General features: G+C 73.1%; 15 protein-coding genes. 9 read left to right on the top strand and 6 right to left on the bottom strand.

Features of this window, described 5'->3' with window-relative positions:
* Window positions 1-270: 270 nt before the first annotated feature.
* Window positions 271-5,253 (top strand): RHS repeat-associated core domain-containing protein, encoded by a 4,983-nt coding sequence (locus tag ACFVVU_RS01300; RefSeq protein ID WP_387787504.1) that lies wholly within the window; start codon window positions 271-273, stop codon window positions 5,251-5,253.
* Window positions 5,254-5,283: 30 nt separating this feature from the next.
* A complete protein-coding gene (locus ACFVVU_RS01295; RefSeq protein WP_387787501.1) occupies window positions 5,284-5,460 on the top strand; it encodes a hypothetical protein in 177 nt (58 codons plus the stop codon).
* Window positions 5,461-5,663: 203 nt separating this feature from the next.
* Here the strand turns inward: ACFVVU_RS01295 and ACFVVU_RS01290 are convergent, their stop codons facing one another.
* Window positions 5,664-6,500, bottom strand: a complete 837-nt coding sequence (locus ACFVVU_RS01290; protein ID WP_387787499.1) for a class I SAM-dependent methyltransferase — start codon at window positions 6,498-6,500, stop codon at window positions 5,664-5,666.
* Window positions 6,501-6,623: 123 nt separating this feature from the next.
* Window positions 6,624-7,517 carry a spermidine synthase gene (locus tag ACFVVU_RS01285; protein ID WP_380687655.1) on the bottom strand — a complete coding sequence of 298 codons (894 nt, stop codon included), beginning with the start codon at window positions 7,515-7,517 and terminating at the stop codon, window positions 6,624-6,626.
* A 106-nt stretch (window positions 7,518-7,623) separates the two neighbouring features.
* Here ACFVVU_RS01285 and ACFVVU_RS01280 point away from each other — a divergent pair, with 106 nt between their 5' ends.
* Both ACFVVU_RS01280 and ACFVVU_RS01275 read left to right on the top strand, forming a co-directional pair.
* Window positions 7,624-8,583, top strand: a complete 960-nt coding sequence (locus ACFVVU_RS01280) for an alpha/beta hydrolase (protein WP_380687658.1) — start codon at window positions 7,624-7,626, stop codon at window positions 8,581-8,583.
* 150 nt (window positions 8,584-8,733) lie between these two features.
* Window positions 8,734-10,167 (top strand): selenium-binding protein SBP56-related protein, encoded by a 1,434-nt coding sequence (locus ACFVVU_RS01275; RefSeq protein ID WP_387787495.1) that lies wholly within the window; start codon window positions 8,734-8,736, stop codon window positions 10,165-10,167.
* 48 nt (window positions 10,168-10,215) lie between these two features.
* On the opposite strand, the gene ACFVVU_RS01270 is transcribed toward ACFVVU_RS01275, so the two are convergent.
* From ACFVVU_RS01270 to ACFVVU_RS01255, 4 genes are all read right to left on the bottom strand, one after another.
* Window positions 10,216-11,529 (bottom strand): globin domain-containing protein, encoded by a 1,314-nt coding sequence (locus tag ACFVVU_RS01270; RefSeq protein ID WP_387787493.1) that lies wholly within the window; start codon window positions 11,527-11,529, stop codon window positions 10,216-10,218.
* 364 nt (window positions 11,530-11,893) lie between these two features.
* Window positions 11,894-12,448 carry a DUF6114 domain-containing protein gene (locus ACFVVU_RS01265; RefSeq protein ID WP_387787490.1) on the bottom strand — a complete coding sequence of 185 codons (555 nt, stop codon included), beginning with the start codon at window positions 12,446-12,448 and terminating at the stop codon, window positions 11,894-11,896.
* A 2-nt stretch (window positions 12,449-12,450) separates the two neighbouring features.
* On the bottom strand, window positions 12,451-13,104 hold the full coding sequence (locus ACFVVU_RS01260) for a DUF6230 family protein (RefSeq protein ID WP_380689610.1): 654 nt from the start codon (window positions 13,102-13,104) through the stop codon (window positions 12,451-12,453).
* Window positions 13,105-13,336: 232 nt separating this feature from the next.
* Complete coding sequence (locus ACFVVU_RS01255; protein WP_387787487.1) at window positions 13,337-14,047, bottom strand: TetR/AcrR family transcriptional regulator; 711 nt, start codon at window positions 14,045-14,047, stop codon at window positions 13,337-13,339.
* Window positions 14,048-14,523: 476 nt separating this feature from the next.
* On the opposite strand from ACFVVU_RS01255, the gene ACFVVU_RS01250 reads away from it, so the two are divergent.
* The 5 genes from ACFVVU_RS01250 to ACFVVU_RS01230 all read left to right on the top strand — a co-directional run bounded on the left by ACFVVU_RS01250 (window position 14,524) and on the right by ACFVVU_RS01230 (window position 19,474).
* Window positions 14,524-15,216, top strand: a complete 693-nt coding sequence (locus tag ACFVVU_RS01250) for a Tat pathway signal sequence domain protein (RefSeq protein ID WP_380689614.1) — start codon at window positions 14,524-14,526, stop codon at window positions 15,214-15,216.
* Between the two features lie 164 nt (window positions 15,217-15,380).
* Window positions 15,381-16,253, top strand: coding sequence for an AAA family ATPase (locus ACFVVU_RS01245; RefSeq protein WP_387787484.1), 873 nt, complete (start codon window positions 15,381-15,383; stop codon window positions 16,251-16,253).
* Window positions 16,250-17,806 (top strand): VWA domain-containing protein, encoded by a 1,557-nt coding sequence (locus tag ACFVVU_RS01240; protein WP_387787481.1) that lies wholly within the window; start codon window positions 16,250-16,252, stop codon window positions 17,804-17,806. Before ACFVVU_RS01245 ends, ACFVVU_RS01240 begins: the two co-directional genes overlap by 4 nt.
* Window positions 17,807-17,874: 68 nt before the next feature.
* Window positions 17,875-18,357, top strand: coding sequence for a hypothetical protein (locus tag ACFVVU_RS01235; RefSeq protein WP_380683735.1), 483 nt, complete (start codon window positions 17,875-17,877; stop codon window positions 18,355-18,357).
* Between the two features lie 217 nt (window positions 18,358-18,574).
* Window positions 18,575-19,474 (top strand): aminoglycoside phosphotransferase family protein, encoded by a 900-nt coding sequence (locus ACFVVU_RS01230; protein WP_387787478.1) that lies wholly within the window; start codon window positions 18,575-18,577, stop codon window positions 19,472-19,474.
* Window positions 19,475-19,479 lie beyond the last annotated feature (5 nt).

The raw sequence follows: 19,479 nt of genomic DNA, 5'->3' as shown, positions 1-19,479 counted from the left end.
GGCCGTGGCGAGCAGTCCAGAACGCCAGGCATGCCACGACGTATTCGTACAAGGATGACCCGGGGTGGAAATACCGCATGATGCATATCGGCGCCATAATTCGACCTTAAACTGTCCATAATGACTCATTTGGCGCATGAAGGAGCATGGCCACGGGGAATATTTGGTGCATTCGCGGAGGAAGTGATCTGGCGATCTAGTCATCGGTCGGGAAGTTCTGCTATTTCTTCTGCTTCCTCCGGCACCGGAGGCGTCAATAAGGAGTAGCAATTGCGCGTCCTTAGTTCCCGAACACGCCCGATGTGGCGGACCGCCGCGATCGTGGCCCTTGCCATGGCGGCGGAGACCGCGACCGTGGTGATGGCGACGGGCCAGGTCATGGCCGCCCCGGTCAGGTCCGGCGCCCTGCCTTCCGCCACTGCCAACACGGCCCCGGCGACACCCCTGTCCTGGGCGGTCTCACCAGAGTCCGTGCACGGTCCCAGCGGCGTCCACTACACCACCAGCGCCACGCCGACATTACGGGCGAAGGCGGTCGACGCCGATGGTGGAACGTACCAGGCCCAGTTCGAAATAACGGCCGATCCGGCGTTCAACGACACCACCTATTCCTACACCGTCAATTCGGCATCCACCGCATCGGGTGTGAACGCGCTGTACACGGTGCCGACGAACCGGGCACTGCCGGACGGCAAACACCTGCGGCTGCGTACCCGGGCTTTCGACGGTACCGACTACAGCGACTGGACCGCGTACACGCCGTTCGTGGTCGACACCACCCGTCCGGCGGCCGCGACCGTGTCGTGCGCCGGCTACGGCGCCGGCACCTGGACCGCCCCGCAGTCCGGCGGCGCGGTCTGCACCCTGGACACCACCAGCGCCGACGGCCAGGGATACGCCTGGGGAATGGACGACGAGGGCACCCCGGAGCGGCTGTACGACACCACCGACGGCACCGGCGGCGACCCGCTCCAGCTGACCGTCGACCCGGCGGCCGGCTGGCACACGCTCTACGTCCGGTCCATCGACGCGGCGGGGAACCTGACGTCCGCCGCCACCGCGTACAGCTTCGGGATCGGAGCCGACGGAGCCGCGCTGCTGACGCCCTCCGAGGGTGACCGCCCGGCCCGTACGGTCACGTTGACCGCGATCGGCCGCACGTCCTACACCGGCGCCACCTACGAGTACCGCCTGGGCGACACCGACAGCTGGAAGACCGTTCCGGCCGGTGACGTGACCGTGGCCTCCAACGGAGGCGCCGTCAGTTGGCCGGTGGCGGTCACCTCCGGCCAGCCTGCCGCGCTCACCTGGAACCTGACCGGCACCCTCCCGAAGGACAGCACGGTCCAGATCCGGGCCCGCTTCACCGACGGCACGAACACCGGCTACAGCCAGACGACCAGTGTGATCGTCGACCGCAACGCCGGCACCGCCCCCCTACAGGGCGTCGGTCCGGGCAGCCTGAACTCGCTCACCGGCGACTACACCCTGTCGGGTGCCGACGTGTCGGTCTTCGGGCTGGCCGTCAACCGCACGGCGTCCTCGCGCCGGCCCGCCGCCGGCGGTGCTCAGGAGGGACAGGTCGCGATCTTCGGGCCCGAGTGGACAGCGGGCACCACCGCCGCGGTCACCGCCTCCGCCTGGTCCTACGTCCAGCAGACCTCGGCGACCTCCGTCGCGGTCGTGCGCCCCGAGGGTGTCCAGGTCAACTTCACCGCCGCGGCGGGCGGTGCCTGGGTACCGGAGACGGGTGCCGAGAGCCTCTCCCTCACCGGCTCCCTCACCGGCTCCTTCACCCTGAAGGACACCGAGGGCGTCACCTCCACGTTCAGCAAGGTGGACGCCTCGTCCACGGTCTGGAACGCCTCCACCAGCTACCGTCCCACCGGTGAGTCGACCACCACGGTCGTTTCGGAGACGGTCGTGTCGGGGTCCACCACGCTCGCCAGGCCGAAGTACGTCATCGCGCCCAGCACCGCCGTCACCAACGCTGCCTGCCAGGCCGCACCGGCGACGGCGGGCTGCCGGGTGCTCGAGTACGTCTACGCCACCGGCACCACCGCCACCTCGGGCACCCCGGGCGACTACCTCGGCCGGGTCTCCCAGATCAAGCTGTGGGCGACCGACCCGGGGGCGAGCGCCGCCACCGCCACCGCGGTGGTCCAGTACGCCTACGACACCGCCGGACGGCTGAGCGCCTCCTGGGACCCCCGCCTGACGACCCCGCTCAAGGCGGCCTACACCTACGACAGCGCCGGACGCGTCACCACCCTGACCACCGCCGGTGAACTGCCCTGGACGTTCACCTACGGCACCGTGGGCAGCGGCGGCCTCTCCGGCCCGGGCATGCTGCTCGGCGTCTCGCGCCCCACCCTGACGCCTGGCACGACCGCGACCGTCAACGGCACCGCCACCAGCAGCGTCGTCTACGGTGTCCCGCTGACCGGCGCCAAGGCGCCGCTGCAGATGGGTGCCGCGGACGTACGCGCCTGGAACCAGAAGGACGTGCCCGCCACCGGCACGGCGTTCTTCCCCGCCGACCAGGTGCCCGCGTCCGCCAACGGCGCCGACCTCAACGCCGGTGACTACACCAGGGCGACCATCCTCTACACCAACGCCTCCGGACGTCTGGTGAACAGCGCCGAGCCCGGCGGCCACGTCTCCACCACCCAGTACGACCGGTTCGGCAACACCGTCCGCACCCTCGGCGCCTCCAACCGCTCCCTCGCGCTCGGGCTCACCCCGGCCGACATCGCGGCCCAGGCGGAGCTCGGCATCGCCGGTCTGAGCAGCGCCGAACGGGCCGAGCTCCTCGGCTCGTACAACTACTACAACGGCAAGGGCACCCGGCTCCTGGAGGAGTTCGGTCCCCTGCACACGGTCGAGCTGACCAAGGACTTCAAGAGCGGCACCACCGTGCTGGCCCCGGCCGGCAGCACCGTCGCGGCGCGGTCCTGGAAGGTCAACGAGTACGACGTCGAGCGGCCCACCGACGGCAGCGCCACGGTCCAGGACCAGCTCACCACCACCACCTCGGGCCTGCGGGTCAACGGCTACGACTCGCTGCTCACCGACAAGCGGGTCACCTACACCCAGTACGACTGGGCGAAGGGTCTGCCCAAGCTGGTGACCCAGGACTCCGGCGGCCTCTCGCTGACCACCGGCACCGTGTACGACGCCCAGGGCCGCGTCATCGCCGTCCAGCTGCCGGGCAGCACCGGTGGCGACGCCGCCGCCAAGGTCACCGTCTACTGGGACGGCTCCGGCACCACCTCCGACTGGTGCAAGGGGCGCCCCGAGTGGGCCGGTCTGATCTGCTGGACCGGGCCCGCGGGTGACATCACCGGCGGCGGCAGCAACCCGAACGCCCTGGTCGACTCGACCATCACCTACAACCGCTACGGCAAGGCGCTGACCACGGTGGACACCTCCGGCAGCGCGAACCGCACCACCGCGATCACCTACGACGCCGCGGACCGGGTCGTCACCACCAAGATCACCGGCAACCAGGGCCAGGCGGTCCCCGAGGTCACCCAGACCTACGACCCGCAGACCGGCCGCCTGCTCACCTCGGCCTCCACCCTGGGCGGAACCATCACCCACGGTTACGACAAGCTCGGCCGCCAGGTCTCGTACACCGACGCGGACGGCGCCACCACGAACACCAGCTACGACGCGCTCGACCGCCCGCTGGTGATCTCCGACAGCGTCCCGTCCACCGTCACCTACAGCTACGACACCACGAAGGAGCCGCGCGGCGTCCCGGTCGGCCTCACCGACTCGGTGGCCGGCGCCTTCACCGCCACCTACACTCCCGACGGCGCCCTGGCCACCGAGAAGCTTCCCGGCGGCTACACCCTGACCCGCAAGCAGGACCCGAGCGGCGCCACCGTCGGCCGGACCTACACCCGGGACAGTGACGGCGCGGTCATGCTCGCCGACAGCATCGTCCAGTCCGTCCACGGACAGGTGACCACCCACAGCTCCAGCAACGGCGTCGGCTCCGTCCAGCGCTACGCCTACGACGGCGCGGGCCGGCTGTCCGAGGTCAAGGACACCACCGGCGGTGTCTGCACGCTGCGCACCTACACCCTGGACAAGCGCGCCAACCGCGTCGCCCAGTCCACGGCCACGGGTGCCGCCGGTGCGGCCTGCCCCACCAGCGGGGCCACGACCAACCACACCTACGACAGCGCCGACCGCCTGACCGACACCGGGTACGCCTACGACGCGTTCGGCCGCACCACCACGCTGCCCGGCACCACCAACGCCTACTTCACCAACGACCTGGTCCAGCAGCAGACCACCGGGGCCAAGCGCACCACCTGGACCCTGGACTCCAACCAGCGGTTCCGCACCGCCAAGGCCGAGACCAACGCCTCCGGCACCTGGAGCACCGACGCGACCAGCGTCAACCACTACTCCGCGGACAACGACACGCCGCGGTGGATCACCGAGGACGCCGCCGGGAACACCACCCGCAACGTCTCGGGCCTGGGCTCCGGCGTGGAGGCGACCACCACGGCCACCGGTTCGCCCGTCCTGCTGTTCACCAACATCCACGGTGACGTGAACCTGCGGGTGCCGCTCGCGACCGGCAGCACGCCCACCGCCACCGACACCGACGAGTTCGGCAACCTCAAGCCCGGGGCCGCCGGCGGCCGGTACGGCTACCTCGGTGCCTACCAGCGCTCCACCTCGACCCCGGCGGGCGTGACCCTCATGGGCGCGCGCCTCTACAACCCCGCCACCGGCCGGTTCCTCTCGACGGACCCCGTCCACGGCGGCAACGCCAACGCCTACGAGTACTGCTTCGGAGACCCCGTCAACTGCACTGACCTCGACGGCCGCTGGAGCGCGTCCAAGACCCGGTACTACTCCTGGGGCAGCGTCTCGGGCCGGTACTGGTCCCCGTCCTCCTGGACAGGGACCGGCTGGGGCGGGGCCACCGCCACCGCCAACTTCAACAGGCTCTGGACCTGGCGCATCGGCAACTACGGCTGGTACAGCTACCTCATCATCGGTGGCATCACCGCCCTCGTCTCCGCCCTCGCCCCGCCGGCGGCCCCGGCCGCCATCGTGATCGGCGCCGTCGTCTCCATGTACTGGGGCACCATCCAACTGATCGCCAACTGGGCCTCCAACACCGGCAGGTGCCTGGGAATCGGATCGGGAGCGGCGATCTACCACCGCTACTACGTCCCGATGTACGCCACCGGCGCCTACGGCATTCCGTACCGCCGCAACTGCTGACCCACCCCGTCCACCACAGTGAGGACCGACATGAACCGGTACCGAGCGCTCTCCAACGCCTGCTTCGCCACGGCCCTGACCGTGGCCGTCATCGCCGTGGCCGGCTCGTTCCTGTCCGGGCGAGCGTACGGGGCTCCCGGTTTCTGGACCGCCACCGGTTTCGCGCTCGTCGCATGGGGCGCCGAGCGCCGTGCGAACCGATCCTGACGGGGTGGCCGGACAGGGAGCGCCTCTGCACCTCGTGGCGTTTCCCGCATCCTGGCGAGAGGCCCATCTTCATGTGACGGCCGGGATTGGCCCGGCCGTTGGTTCCGTGCAGGGCCACCGTCCCAGAGCGAACGTGCACAATCTCCTGAACTCCGGCCGGCCGGAAGCCGCGATGCTCCACCGGGGTGGGTGCTGCTGCTCGTCTATGCCGCTTCGGGGCCTTCGGCGAAGTTCAGGACCGTGACCGAGGGGCGGTGGGCGGCCAGCCAGGGGGCGGTCAGGGCCAGGGGCAGGAGGGCGCCGAGGAGACCGCGTCCGCCCGTCGGGCGGACGTCGCGGACGGCCGTCACCGCCGGGCTCGCGGTGCGGAGCTTGTCGCGTTCGCCGGCGTCCATCGCCCAGGGCATGGCGGGCACCTGGTAGGCGGCGGTACGCATCTTCCCGCTCATGGTGAGCCGTGCGAACCAGCGCGGTACGGCGTCCACGACCATGGAGCCGCCGGGGAACCGGTCCGCGCAGCCCGCGATCAGGGCTTTCACCTGGGCCGGGGGGAGGTACATGCACAGGCCCTGCGTAGTGACCAGGACCGCACGGTCGTGGTCCACCTCGTCGGCCCACCGCAGGTCGGTGGCGTCGGCGGCCAGATAGCGCCGCCGCGGGCCGGGCGGGAGGAGGCGCTCGCGCAGGGCCACCATCTCGGGGAGGTCCACGGTGAGCCAGTGGGCGCGGCCGTTGTCGACGCGCCAGTACTGCGTCTCCAGGCCCTCGCCCAGGCAGACCACCGTGCCGCGTGGCTCCCGGGCCAGGAAGTCCGCCACTTCACGGTCGAAGCAGGCCACCCGCAGCGCCTGGAACTGGGACTGGGAGCCGCTCGTGCCGAACCGCTCGGCGAACGGGTAGTCGATCCGCTCGACCAGGTCCACCGCCTTCGGGTCACGGAGCACGGCATCGGGCCGGCGGGCTTCGACGGCACGCTGCCAGAGCGTCCACAGCGCCGTCTCGGGCACCGCCGACAGCTCCGGCCGCTCCACGCTGCTCATCTCTCGCTCGCTTCCTCGGACGTGGCGGGCGTCCCCCGCGCGGACCCGCCGATTCTGACACCGGGGGCCGTGCGGACGGCGGTGCGCACGGTTCGGCGCGCCGGGACGCCCGGGGCCCGTCGCTCAGCCGACGCTGAAGGCGCCGTCCGGTGGCGGCGGGGAGTCGGTGGCGGTGGCGTCGGTGACCGGCGCGGTACGGGCGGTGAAGGCCGCGAGGTCGGCGCCCTCGGTGAGCCGGGCCGGGAAGACGTCCCCGGCGAGGCGACGGCCGAGGTCCGCGACCGGCAGCGGGGCGGCCGAGCCGACCAGCAGGATGTTGCCGTACCGGCGCCCGCGCAGCACCGGCGCCTCGGCGATCAGGCAGACCTGCGGGAAGACGGCGCGCAGCGTCGCCGCCTGGGCGCGGGCGAAGGCGAGCGGCGGGCCGTCGGCGAGGTTCGCGGCGTAGCAGCCGCCCGGGCGCAGCACGGCCGCCGCCGACCGCAGGAACTCCACCGAGGTGAGGTGTCCGGGGGTGCGCGACCCGTGGAAGACGTCGGCGACGACGAGGTCCAGCGAGCCGGGAGCGGCCTGCGCGGCGGCCGCGAGCGCGGCGCGGGCGTCCCCCACCTCGGCGGTGATGTCGACGCCGGGCCCCTGCCACGGCAGGTGCTGCTCGACCAGGGCGAGCAGCGGGCCGTCCACCTCCACCACGCGCTGGCGCGAGCCGGGCCGGGTGGCGGCCAGGTAGCGGGGCACGGTCAGCGCGCCGCCGCCCAGGTGGAGGGCGTGCAGCGGGCGGCCGGGCTCGGCGAGCACGTCGACGAGGTGGCCGAGGCGCCGGGTGTACTCGAACTCCAGGTGGGTCGGGTCACCGAGGTCGACGTAGGACTGCGGGGTGTCGTCGAGGGTCAGCAGCCAGCCGCCGTCGTGGTCGATGTCGGGGAGGAGCTTCGCCTGCCCGAGGTCGGTGCGCCGCGCCACCGGCAGGGGTTCGCCGGCCGGGGACGGGGTGGGTGGTTCGGGCATCTCGGGCATGTCCGCAGCATAGGCGCCCGGCCCGAGTCGCCGTCACGCCGGAGGCTACCGGCCGGTATCGTCGTGCTACCCCGAGATTCCGAGCAGAGAGTGGGTGCCCGTGGCCATGGAGTTCCGCGAAGACATCCTCGGCGCCCCCTACGAGGCCGCCGAGCTGCCGCTGCGGCCGGACGACGAGGGCGAGGTCTCGGCGACCCTGGTGCGCCGGCTCGTCCCCGGCTCGCAGCAGGCCGTGCTGTACATCCACGGCTACAACGACTACTGGTTCCAGACCCACCTCGCCGACCACTACACCGCGGCCGGCTTCTCCTTCTACGCGCTCGACCTGCGCAAGTACGGGCGCTCGCTGCGCCCGCACCAGTCACCGAACTTCGTGCGCGACCTCGCGACGTACGACGAGGAGCTGGACGAGGCGGTGCGGATCATCCGGCAGCTGGACGGGCACACCCGGCTGCTGGTCAACGGCCACTCCACCGGCGGGCTGATCGCCGCCCTGTGGGCCGGGCGCCGCACCGGGCGGGGCCTGGTCGACGGCCTGTTCCTCAACAGCCCGTTCCTCTCCATGCCGGCCGCACCCGCCGTCCGCACCCTCGGCGCCCCGGCGCTGGACGCGATCGGCCGCCTGGCGCCCACCCGGGTGCTGCCCTCCGCGCTCAACCCGCACTACGTGCACAGCCTGCACCGCGACTTCCGCGGCGAGTGGGACTTCGACCTGAGGCTCAAGCCGGCCGAGGGCGTGCCGCTGTTCGCCGGCTGGCTGGCCGCCGTCCAGCGCGGCCACCGGGAGCTGCGGCGCGGGCTCGGCATCGACGTGCCGGTGCTGCTGATGGCCTCCACCGCGTCCATCTCCACCACCCGCTGGCACGCCGCCCTGCACCACGCGGACGCGGTGCTGCGCGCCGACGACATCGCGGCCGCCGGTCCGCACCTGGGCCGCCATGTGACGATCGTGCGGATCAAGGGCGGCATGCACGACCTCGTGCTGTCCGCGGAGACGGCCCGCACCCGGGTGTTCGCCGAGCTCGACCGCTGGCTCGGGGCGTACTTCCCACTCCCGGTGAGCTGAACCGTCCGCACCGCCGCGGCCGGGCCGGGGGCGCGCCGCCCCCGGCCCCCCACCCGCTCCCCGTGCGCCTGCTGTGCGCCCGCGGGTCTGTGGAAGGCTACCCGGGCCCCTGTCACTTCCCTTGCCGAACAGGCGAGTTGAGGAGCCAGCATGCCGCATGGACACGGCCCGCAGGACGACCGGCACTCCGGCCACAGCGATCCCTCCCTGTACCGCACGCCCGCCGAGGCGATCGCCGCGCCACCGGAGAAGCTCGCCTACGTGGCGGGCTTCGACCGGTCGGCGCAGCGGCCGGACGCGCTGATCACCGTCGACACCGATCCGGAGTCGGCGAGCTACGGGCGTGTACTCAACTTCACCGACATGCCCGGGGTCGGCGACGAGCTGCACCACTTCGGCTGGAACGCCTGTTCCAGCGCGCTCGCGCACGCCGGCCACCACGACGCCGAGCGGCGCTACCTGCTGCTGCCGGGCCTGCGCTCCTCACGGCTGCACGTCCTGGACACCCGGCCGGACCCGGTGCGCCCGGCACTGGTGAAGACGGTGACGCCGGAGGAGCTGGCGGCCAGAGCCGGCTACTCGCGCCCGCACACCCTGCACTGCGGACCGGACGGCGTCTTCCTGTCCTGCCTGGGCGCGGCGGCCGGCGGCGACGGCCCCGGCGGGGTCGCGCTGCTCGACCACACCACCTTCGACGTGCTGCGCCCCTGGGAGACCGAGCGCGGCCCGCAGAACTTCGCCTACGACGTGTGGTGGCACCTGGGCACCAACGTGGGGGTCACCAGTGAGTGGGGCACGCCGTGGATGGTCGAGGACGGCGTGGTGCCGGAGCTGCTGCTGGGCCGCAAGTACGGGCACGCGCTGCACTTCTGGGAGCTGGACTCCGGGCGGCACCTGCAGCGGATCGACCTGGGCGACCAGTACCAGATGGTGCTGGAGCTGCGCCCGGCCCACGACCCGCAGGCCGAGTGGGGGTTCGCGGGGGTGGTCACCAACGTCGAGGACCTCTCGGCCTCGGTCTGGCTCTGGTACCGGGACGGCGAGGCGTTCACCGCGCGCAAGGTGATCGAGATCCCCGCCGAGCCGGCCAAGGCCGAGGACCTGCCGCCGGTCCTGCAGCCGTTCGGCGCGGTGCCGCCGCTGGTCACCGACATCAACCTGTCGGTCGACGACCGCTGGCTGTACGTCTCCGCCTGGGGCACGGGCGAGCTGCTGCAGTACGACGTTTCGGACCCGTTCCATCCACGCCTGACCGCCTCCGTGCGGCTCGGCGGGGTGACCGCCCGCACGCCCCACCCGGCCGAGCCGGACCGCCCGTTGAGCGGCGCGCCGCAGATGGTCGAGATCAGCCGGGACGGTCGGCGGGTGTACCTCACCAACTCGCTGTACGGGTCCTGGGACGACCAGTTCTACCCGGACGGCATCGAGCCGTGGATCGTCAAGCTGGACGCCGACCCGGAGCAGGGCGGGCTCACCGTGGATCCGCGGTTCTTCCCGCACGGCGAGGAGTTCCGCGGGCTGCGGGTGCACCAGACGCACCTGGCGGGCGGGGACGCCTCCTCGGACTCCTACTGCTACCGGTAGGTCGCGGCCGCGGCCGGCGGGTTCCGGGGTGTCGGCCCGGCGGCGCGCTCAGAGGCGGCTGAGCACCGGGTCGTGGTGGATCCGGGTGGACGGCAGGCCGGAGGCGACCAGCCGGGTGCGGACCTCGTCGACCAGGCCCGCCGGGCCGCTGACGCAGGCCAGGTGCTGGGACCAGTCACCGGCCCGGCTGACCGCCTCGGCCAGCCGGCCGCCCGGGCCCGCGGGGCCGTCGGCGGCGTCGTCGGCGACCGGGACCAGCTCCAACCAGGGCTTGCGGCCGCCGAGTTCGGCGAGGGCCGGCCAGTCGTAGAGGTCGGCCCTGGCCCGGGCCCCGACGAACAGGTGGACCCGGCGACCGCGTGGGCGGTGCTCCACCAGCTCCTCGACGATCGCCTTCATCGGGGCGAGCCCGGTGCCTCCGGCGACCAGCAGGAGGTCCCGGGTGTCGTCCTGCGGCATCAGCGTGCCGCGCGGCGGGCCGAGCCGCAGCCGGTCGCCGACCGCGGTGTGCTCCACCAGCGCCGCGCTCACCCCACCCGGCCCGGTACGGCGGACGTGGAACTCCAGCTCGTTGTCGGCGCGCGGCGCGTTGCCCATCGAGTACTGCCGCCAGGTGTGCGGCAGCGCCGGGTGCTCGACGCTCCCGTACTGCCCGGCCCGGTACGGGTACGGCTCGCCGGTGCGCACCCGCAGCACGGCGAGGTCGGCGCGGCGGCGCTCATGGCCGACCACCGTGGCGTGCCAGTACGGGGGCTCGGTGAGCGCCGACTCCGCGCCCGCCACCATCGACCGGACGGCGAAGCGCAGCATCCGCACCCAGGCGTCCTCCAGTTCGACGCTCCACCCCGCGCCGGCCCGGTACCGGAGCGCCTCGCAGAGCGCCTCCTCGAAGGCCTCGTAGTGGACCGGACGGACGCCCAGCTTGCGGTGGTCGCGGCCGAGCTGGGCGAGCGTGGCGGAGAGCCGGTCGGGGTCGTGCAGGTGCTCGATCAGGTACTCGAACATCCGCTCCAGATGGACCTGCTGGAACTCCATGGACTCCGGGAACAGCGCGCGCAGGAAGGGGCGGCGGCGGAACATGAACCTGTAGAGGTGGTCGATCAGATCGGCGAACGGGGTGACCAGACCGAGGCTGCCGAGGATCAGCCGCTGGTCGGCCGCGCCGTCCTGGCCCCTGGCGTACCCGTCGGCATCCTGGCCGGCCACGGGGCGGGGGCCGCCGTCGGGCGCGCCGCCCGGGCCGGCCGGCGCTGCGGCGAAGGACGGCGCCGGCGCCAGGATCTGCCGGCGCAGGCGCATGGCGTGGTGGCGCGCGATCAACCGGTCGTACTCGGTGGTGCCGATGGTGGTGTCCAGGTCCATGGAAGCGAAGCCTAATCACCTGTCAGACACCGTCCCGACGACGGTTGTTCACCGTTCGGACAGCCGACGGCCCGGCTTCGGGCAGGGGGTGGCCAAACCGTGGACAGGCCCAGTAAACGGCCCCGTGCGGCGCTCCGGACAGGGCCGGTGGTCCCTGGTCGACCGGGACCACCGGACCGGGTCGCGCCCCATGAAGAGGACTACCGGCCTGTCGACGAACCGGCAGGTGGCACGGCGCCCCGTCCCCGGCGCTCTCCCATCGCCGGGGACGGGGCCCTCTCTTTCGGATCACGCTGGGCGCGGAAGCGGGCCGGTCGCGGCGGCGCCGGACGCGGGGTCTGCGTCGGCGCCGGCCGCGACCGCCTCAGACGCCGGCCGGGTCTGCGGCCTTCCGACCGCTCTGGCCCCGGCGCAGCAGGCGGCGGCGCGGGGGCTGGTCGGGGAGCCAGCCGAAGGTGAGGCAGCTGCCGATCACGCCGCACAGCATGCCGATCAGGAAGCCCCCCAGGTTGGAGGTGAGCCAGCTGCCGAGCGACGCCAGCACGGCGAGGACCGAGTAGAACAGCCGCTGGGCCGGGTTGAACAGGACCAGCAGGCCGCAGAGGACCATCACCGTCGGAACGAGGTAGCCGGACAGCCCCTGGAGCCCGATGTGCAGGACGACGGGCAGCGGGGCGCGCAGGGTGAAGAGGATCTCCGCGCCGCCGAACAGGATCAGCACTCCGCCCCAGAACGGCCGCCGGCCCCGCCAGCCGCGCCAGGCGGGGCGGGTCCGGGCGGCGGTGGCCGGCGCGGCCTGGCCCTCGCCCGCGGCCCGGGCCAGTGGCTCGGGCCGGCCCTGTGGCTCGGCCTGGGCCAGTGGCTCGGGCACGGGCGTCGACTCGGGCACGGCCGCGGGCGTCGGCTCGGGTTCGGCCACCGTCAGCAGCCCTCGGAGCTGAAGCTCAGCCGCAGGTTGGGCAGTTTGAAGGCGCCGGCGGTGGTGGCGTAGTTGTGCTGCCGCAGGTTCTTGATCTTGACGGTGTCGGCCTGCTGCCCGAAGACGCCGGGCAGGCCCTTGACGCCGGCCTTGGTGAAGGTGCTCGCGTCGCCGCCGATCTCGATGTTGGTGAACTCGGCGTCGCCGGTGAGCAGGTCGGAGTCGGTGGTGAGGTCGGTGGCGGTCACCGGTGTCCCGGCGTCACCGGCCTTGATCAGCAGGTTGATGCCGCCGAGTTCGACGCTCTGGCAGAGCTTGGTGAGCGAGGCCTCCTTGATCGCGGAGACCGCGACCAGCACCTGCCCGCCGGTGTCCCCGGCGTTGGGGCTGTTCTCGATCATGCGGTCCAGGCTGCCGAACTGCTCGAATCCCTTGCCGTCCAGGCTGTCGGCGGTGACGGTGAACGCCATGCCGGAGATCTCGAACTGGGCGGCGAGCACGCCCTGCGCGGTCAGGGTCATCAGCACGGCGCCGGCCGCGACGGCCGGCACGGCCATCAGCGCGGTGCGCTTCAGCCGGACCCGGCCTCTGCGCTGCGCGGGCGCCGCCGCGGTGGTGCTCTCGGTGGTCGGGGCTGCGTCCTCGGACGTGGCCATGTGTGCTCCCTCGGGTGGTGGGGACGGGCAGTCACTGGCACGTTGCCCTGGCGCGGACAGCGTTCTGCGGCACGACCGGGAGGGACCGCCCCTCGGCAGCGGGGCGGACCGGTCGGGCCGCAATGGGTAACTGGGAAGCTACTGCCCGGTATTGAGGAGGTCAATACGGGTGCACGAAGGATCATCGTCCGCTTCTCCCGCCCGGTGGCCCGCCCTCCCCAAGAGACCGGCCCTACGGCATGACCTCCAGCTCCAGGCGGCGCGCCGCCTCGGCCGGTCCGAGGAAAGGGGCGAGGCAGAAAAGGCTCAAGGTCGGCAGCAGGTCCGGGAGTTCGGTGGTGCGACCGGCGCCGATGCGGCGCTGCAGGGCGCAGTAGACGCCGCCGACCACCGCGTCGACCATCGCCTCCGCCGCCACCCCGGCCGGGAGTTCGGGCACCTCGGCGAAGAACGCCCGGAACCGGGTGAGGAGTTGATCGCGCTCCCGGCGCCCGGCCGGGCCGACCGCGTCCAACTCGATCACCGCCATGGTCGCGAAGGCCGGCACCCCGGCCAGCAGCCCGAGCATCGCCCGCAGCGACTCGCGGATCCCGGCGCACCAGTCCGGCGCCGCCGCGAAGGCCGCCGCCATCCGCCGGACCACCACCCCGGTGCCGTAGCGGTGGGCGGCCAGGAAGGCATCCTCCTTGCCGGTGAACAGCTCGTAGAAGACCGGCCTGGTCACCCCGGCCGCGCGGCAGATGTCGCTGACCGTGGCACGCTGGTAGCCGTGCTGCGCCACGGTGAGCACCAGACCGTCGAGCAGCCGCTCGCGCTGGGTCGCGGCGACCACCCCCGGGGGCAACCGGCTCGGGCCGCGCTTGATCGACCGGGCCGGGTCGCGACCGGGGCGCGCGCCGGGCAGCAGGGCGGTTTCGGCGTTCCGACGGGTTTCCGGTCTCATCCGCCAACTCCTGTGCTTCTTCTTGACACTGACGCGACGTCCGGTTTACAACACTGGCGGGTTTCCAATTCGCGGCGGACGCCGCCGGAAGCCCGCACGCGTTCCGACTGCTCAGTATGGCGAACGCATGCCCGGCGGTGGCAGCCGCCGACGTGCACCCTGCACCGAACGCACCTTCCCGCCCCACCCTCGCTCCATCCGCGCACCATCCCGCCGTACTCAGCCGTACTCGACCGCGGCCGGCCCAGGCCGGCCGTGAGCGGTCGATCCGGGCCGTGCCGTACCCGCCGCACAGCGTCGTGCCGCCGGTACCGCCGCCCGTACGGGCGGGCCCGTGGCGCCGGGCCCGCCGAGTCGCCGTCCGCGGCTCCCCACCCCGCACCACCCCGTCGCGGTCACGCCGCGGCCGACGCCGCCGCGCGCACCCCCGCCGACCGCACGGCCCCCACCCGAATCGCCCGGAGAGGCACACCCTCATGCGCATCCGCCGTACCCTCGGAACCGCAGCCCTCGCCGCCGCCGCGATGCTGGCCGCCGGCACCGTCGCCCCCGCCCAGGCCGCCCCCGCCCAGGCCGCCGCCGTCGCCGTGCTCACCCACACCGCGCTCGCCGGACCGAACGTCTCCGTCGGCGACGTGCTGACCGCCGACCTGGTGGGCGGCACCACCGCCAACTTCTTCTCCAGCGCCACCGGAACGAGCGGCATCAAGTGCGCCACCTCCTCGTTCTCCGCGACCGTGCTCAGCAACCCGACCGCCCCGGGCACCGCCACCGAGGCGCTCAACACCCAGACCTTCGGCAACTGCACCTCGAACGTGATCGGCGTGACCGGGGTGAAGAGCATCACCGTCAACAACCTCGCCTACACCAACTCGGTCAGCGACGCCGCGGGCTTCCCGGTCTGGCTCAGCACGGGCTCCGGCGGCGGCCCGGTGCAGACCACCGTGGTGCTGAACACCATCCTCGGCCCCATCACCTGCGTCTACCAGAGCGCCGGCGGCCTCAACGGCACCACCAACAACGTCGGCCAGACCATCGGCTTCGCCAGCCAGGCGCTGCCGAAGTCCTCCGGCCCGAGCACCTGCTTCGCGACCGGCTACTTCACCGCCACCTACGGCCCGGTCCGCGACATCTCGGTGCCGGGGAACCCGGTCGTCTTCGTCAACTGACGACCCTGCGGCGCCGGTGACAGCACCCGGCCGGCGGCCCCGTGCCGCCGGCCGGGTTCCGGCCGCGCCGGGCACGGCCGCGTCCGAGGACGACCGGGACAGCGAAGTGACCCACCGGTAGGGTGCTGCCCACGGACACCGGACGACGGGGATGTGGGGCACGCATGGGCGCCGAGGGCACGCGGTTCTTCGAGTCGGTGGCCGACACGGCCGCCCGGCTGGCCGAGGCGGGCTACCTCGCCTCCACCGAGGTGGCGACCACCGTCTTCCTCGCCGACCGGCTCGGCAAGCCGCTGCTCGTCGAGGGACCGGCCGGCGTGGGCAAGACCGAACTGGCGAAGGCCGTCGCCGCCACCGGCCGCGCCCGACTCGTCCGGCTCCAGTGCTACGAGGGCATCGACGAGGCCCGCGCCCTCTACGAATGGAACCACGCCAAGCAGTTGCTGCGGATCACCGCCGGACGCGACCAGGGCTGGGACGCGGCCCGCACCGACATCTTCGGCGAGGAGTTCCTGCTCACCCGGCCGCTGCTGACCGCCATCCGCGGCGACGAGCCGACCGTGCTGCTCATCGACGAGATGGACAAGGCCGACGTCGAGGTCGAGGCCCTGTTGCTGGAAGTGCTCAGCGACTTCCAGGTCACCGTGCCCGAGCTGGGCACCATCACGGCGAGCCGCCGCCCGTTCGTCCTGCTCACCTCCAATGCCACCCGGGAGCTGTCCGAGGCGCTGCGCCGTCGCTGCCTGTTCCTCCACCTCGGCTACCCGGAGGCGGAGCTGGAGCGCCGGATCGTCCGGCAGCGGGTCCCCGGCCTGGACGCGGCGCTGGCCGAGTCACTGGTCCGGGTGGTCGGCGCGCTGCGGGCGATGGAGCTGCGCAAGGCCCCCTCGGTGGCCGAAACGGTCGACTGGGCCCGCACCCTGCTCGCCCTCGGCGCCGACACCCTCGACGAGACGGTCGTGCGCGCCACCCTCGGCGTGGTCCTCAAGCACCAGGACGACGTGCTGAAGGCCGCACGGAAGCTCACCCTCGCATGACCGTCCCCGCGCAGGCCGGCGACGGCGCCACGTCGGCTCCCGACGCGGTCGACCTCGCCGACCCTGCCGACCCCGGCGACCTCGCCGACCCTGCCGACCTCGCCGCCCGGCTGACCGGCTTCGTGCGCGCGCTGCGCACCCACGGCCTGCGGATCGGTCCCGCCGAGACGGTCGACGCCGCCGCCGTCCTGGACGTCCTCGGCCTCGCCGACCGCGAGCAGGTCAGGGCCGGGCTGGCCGCCGCCCTGCTCCGCTCGGACGGGCAGCGCGCGGTCTTCGACCCCGCCTTCGACCTCTTCTTCCCGCTCGGCGTCGGCGATCCGGAGGCCGTCCGCCGGGCCGCCGACCCGGCCCCGGCCGACCCGACGGCCCCGGCCGACCCGACGGCCCCGGTCCCGGCGTCCCCGGCCCCCGCGACCCCGGACCCCGGCGCGCTGCGCGAGGACCTCAGGGAGCGGATCGCGGCCGCCCTCGCCGCCGACGACCGGGCAGCCCAGGCCCGGCTCGCGGGCGAAGCGGTGGCCGCGTTCGGCCGGTACGGCACCGCCGGCGGCTCCGGCCGGCCCGGCGGTGACGGCTGGTCGGCCCACCAGGCCCTCGGCCGGCTCGCCCCCGAGACCCTGCTGGCGAGGGTGCTGGCGGCGCTGCGCGCGGGTGCCGACGGCACCGGCGGTCTCGACGACCACCTCCTCCCGGACGAGATCCGCCGCCGCATCCAGGACTTCCGCGCCATGGTCGCCACCGAGGCCCGGCGGCGGGCGGCCGAGGTGCGCGGCACCGAGCACGTCGCCGAACGCGCCGTCGCGCCCAGCCTCGACCGGATCGACTTCCTCGCGGCCGGCCGCGACCAGCTCGCCGAACTCAGGCGCACCGTGCACCCGTTGGCCCGGAAGCTGGCCACCCGGCTGGCCGCGCGCCGGCGCCGGGCGGCACGGGGGCACATCGACCTGCGCCGCACCCTGCGCCGCTCGCTGTCCACCGGCGGTGTCCCGCTGCGCCCGGCCCACCGGCTGCGCCGCCCGGCCCGCCCCGAGCTGGTCCTGCTCTGCGACGTGTCCGGCTCGGTGGCGGGCTTCTCCGACTTCACCCTGCTGCTGGTCCAGGCGATGCGCGACCAGTTCAGCAGGATCCGGGTGTTCGCCTTCGTCAACCGCACCGCCGAGGTGACGGACCTGCTCACCCGCGGTGGCGGCGACCCGGCCACCCTGGCCCGGCGGATCCTCACCGAGGCCAAGGTGACGGGCTACCACGGCAACAGCGACTACGGCTCGGCGCTGCGCGAGTTCGCCGACCGCCACCTGGACGCCGTGGGCCCGCGGACCAGCGTGCTGATCCTCGGCGACGCCCGCACCAACCACCGGGATCCCGACCTGCCCGCCCTCGGGCTCATCGCCGCCCGCGCCCACCGGGTCCACTGGCTCAACCCGGAACAGCCCGCGCTCTGGGGCACCGGTGACTCGGCCGCCCCCGCCTACGCCGGGGTGGTCGAGATGCACTGCTGCCGCAACGCCCGCCGGCTGGGCGAGTTCATCGCCCGCCTCCTCCCGGTCTGAGCGCCCGCGTGCCGACCGCAGCCGTCAACCCCTTCGACACGTCCGACGAGTTCGACGAGGGAGCCGCCATGGAGCCCGACGAGGTTCCCGACTGGTTCTGGGCGGCCCTGGAGGCGACCCGACCGCGGCTTTCCGCTCTGGAATCGTGGCTGGAGTCCCGGCCCCGGGAGGTCCTCGAAGCCTTCGCGCTCGCGTTCGAGGCCGCCGCGGACGCGCTGGCCGACTTCGCGGAAGGCGTGCGGGTGGACGGGTTCGGCTGGTCCGAGGACGACACCGAGGACCTGTGCCTGTGGATCGTCGGGCAGGGCCGCGGGCTCTGGGGCTCGGTGCTCACGGGGGAACGGTCGCTGGAGCAGGCCGCGCAGCTGTATCTGGGCCGTGTTCCGCCGCCCGCCGGCCGGCTCGTGCCGTGGGACGAGGAGGTCGCGAACCCGGAGCACCGGGGCTACCAGTCCCCCGGAACCATCGTCCACGGCGTCTACCGCACCCGTTTTGCCGAGGAGCTCGACGAACGGCTCGCCAACGAACCTCCGCGGGTTCACGAAGACTGAAGACGGTTCAGCGTGAGCCCGAGCGCTCGTCGCAGCTGTCTTCAGGGATGGATCCGTGGGTTCAGCGGACATGCCGGCTCGGCTTCCAGAAGCCGGGGCGCGAGGTTCCGTACCGGCTGACGCCGGTGGGAAAATCCGGTCGACAGGCGGGCCCGCGACACACTGTGATGGCCCCGACCGCCCGCCGCACGGGGCGGGCCGAATCCAGGAGCTGCTCTTGGCAACCGAGAGAATCGCGGACACCCGTCCCGCGATCGATGGCGCGCTGGTCAGGCGCCTGGTCGACACGCAGTTCCCGCAGTGGGCCGGGCTGCCCCTGGAGCTGCTCGACCCGGCCGGTTCGGACCATGTGATCCACCGGCTGGGCGAGGAGCTGTCCGTCCGGCTGCCCCGCCATTCCGGGGCCGTCGGGCAGGCCGAGAAGGAGTCCGAGTGGCTGCCCCGGCTCGCCCCGCATCTCCCCCTGGCCGTCCCGGTACCGGTCGGGGTGGGGAAGCCCGACTTCGGCTATCCATGGCCGTGGGCGGTGTCCCGCTGGCTGGACGGCGAGGTGGCGACCGTCGAGGCACTGGCCCATTCGTCCGAGGCCGCCGTCGAACTGGCCGGGTTCCTGATCGCCCTCCAGCAGTTCGAGCCCGAGGAGATCCCGGTCCGGGGCGCCCGCGCGGATCTCACCGTCCGGCCGCTGGTCGCACGGGACCGGGCGACGCGGGCCGCCATCGCGAAGGTCGACGGCACGTTCGACACCGCGGCCATGACCGAACTGTGGGACGCGGCGCTGAGCGCTCCCAGCTGGGATCGCCCTCCGGTCTGGTTCCACGGTGACTTCCACACCGGCAACCTGCTGACCGTCGACGGCCGCCTGAGCGCGGTCATCGACTTCGGCGGGCTCGGCATCGGCGACCCGGCCTGCGACCTGACGATCGCCTTCACCCTGATGTCGGCCGGGCCCCGGGCCGCCTTCCGCGCCGCGCTCGGCGTGGACGACGCCACCTGGATCCGGGGCCGCGGCTGGGCGCTGGCCACGGCCCTGAACGCCTACACCTCCTACGCCGCCGTCAACCCCCGGGTCGCCGCGCAGACCACCCGCCAGATCACCGAGGCCCTCATCGGCTAGGCAAC

Source organism: Kitasatospora sp. NPDC057965 (assembly GCF_042887135.1).
Classification (GTDB): Bacteria; Actinomycetota; Actinomycetes; order Streptomycetales; family Streptomycetaceae; genus Kitasatospora.
Note: the sequence above shows the minus strand (reverse complement) of the source record. Positions and strands in the feature narration are given on the sequence as shown.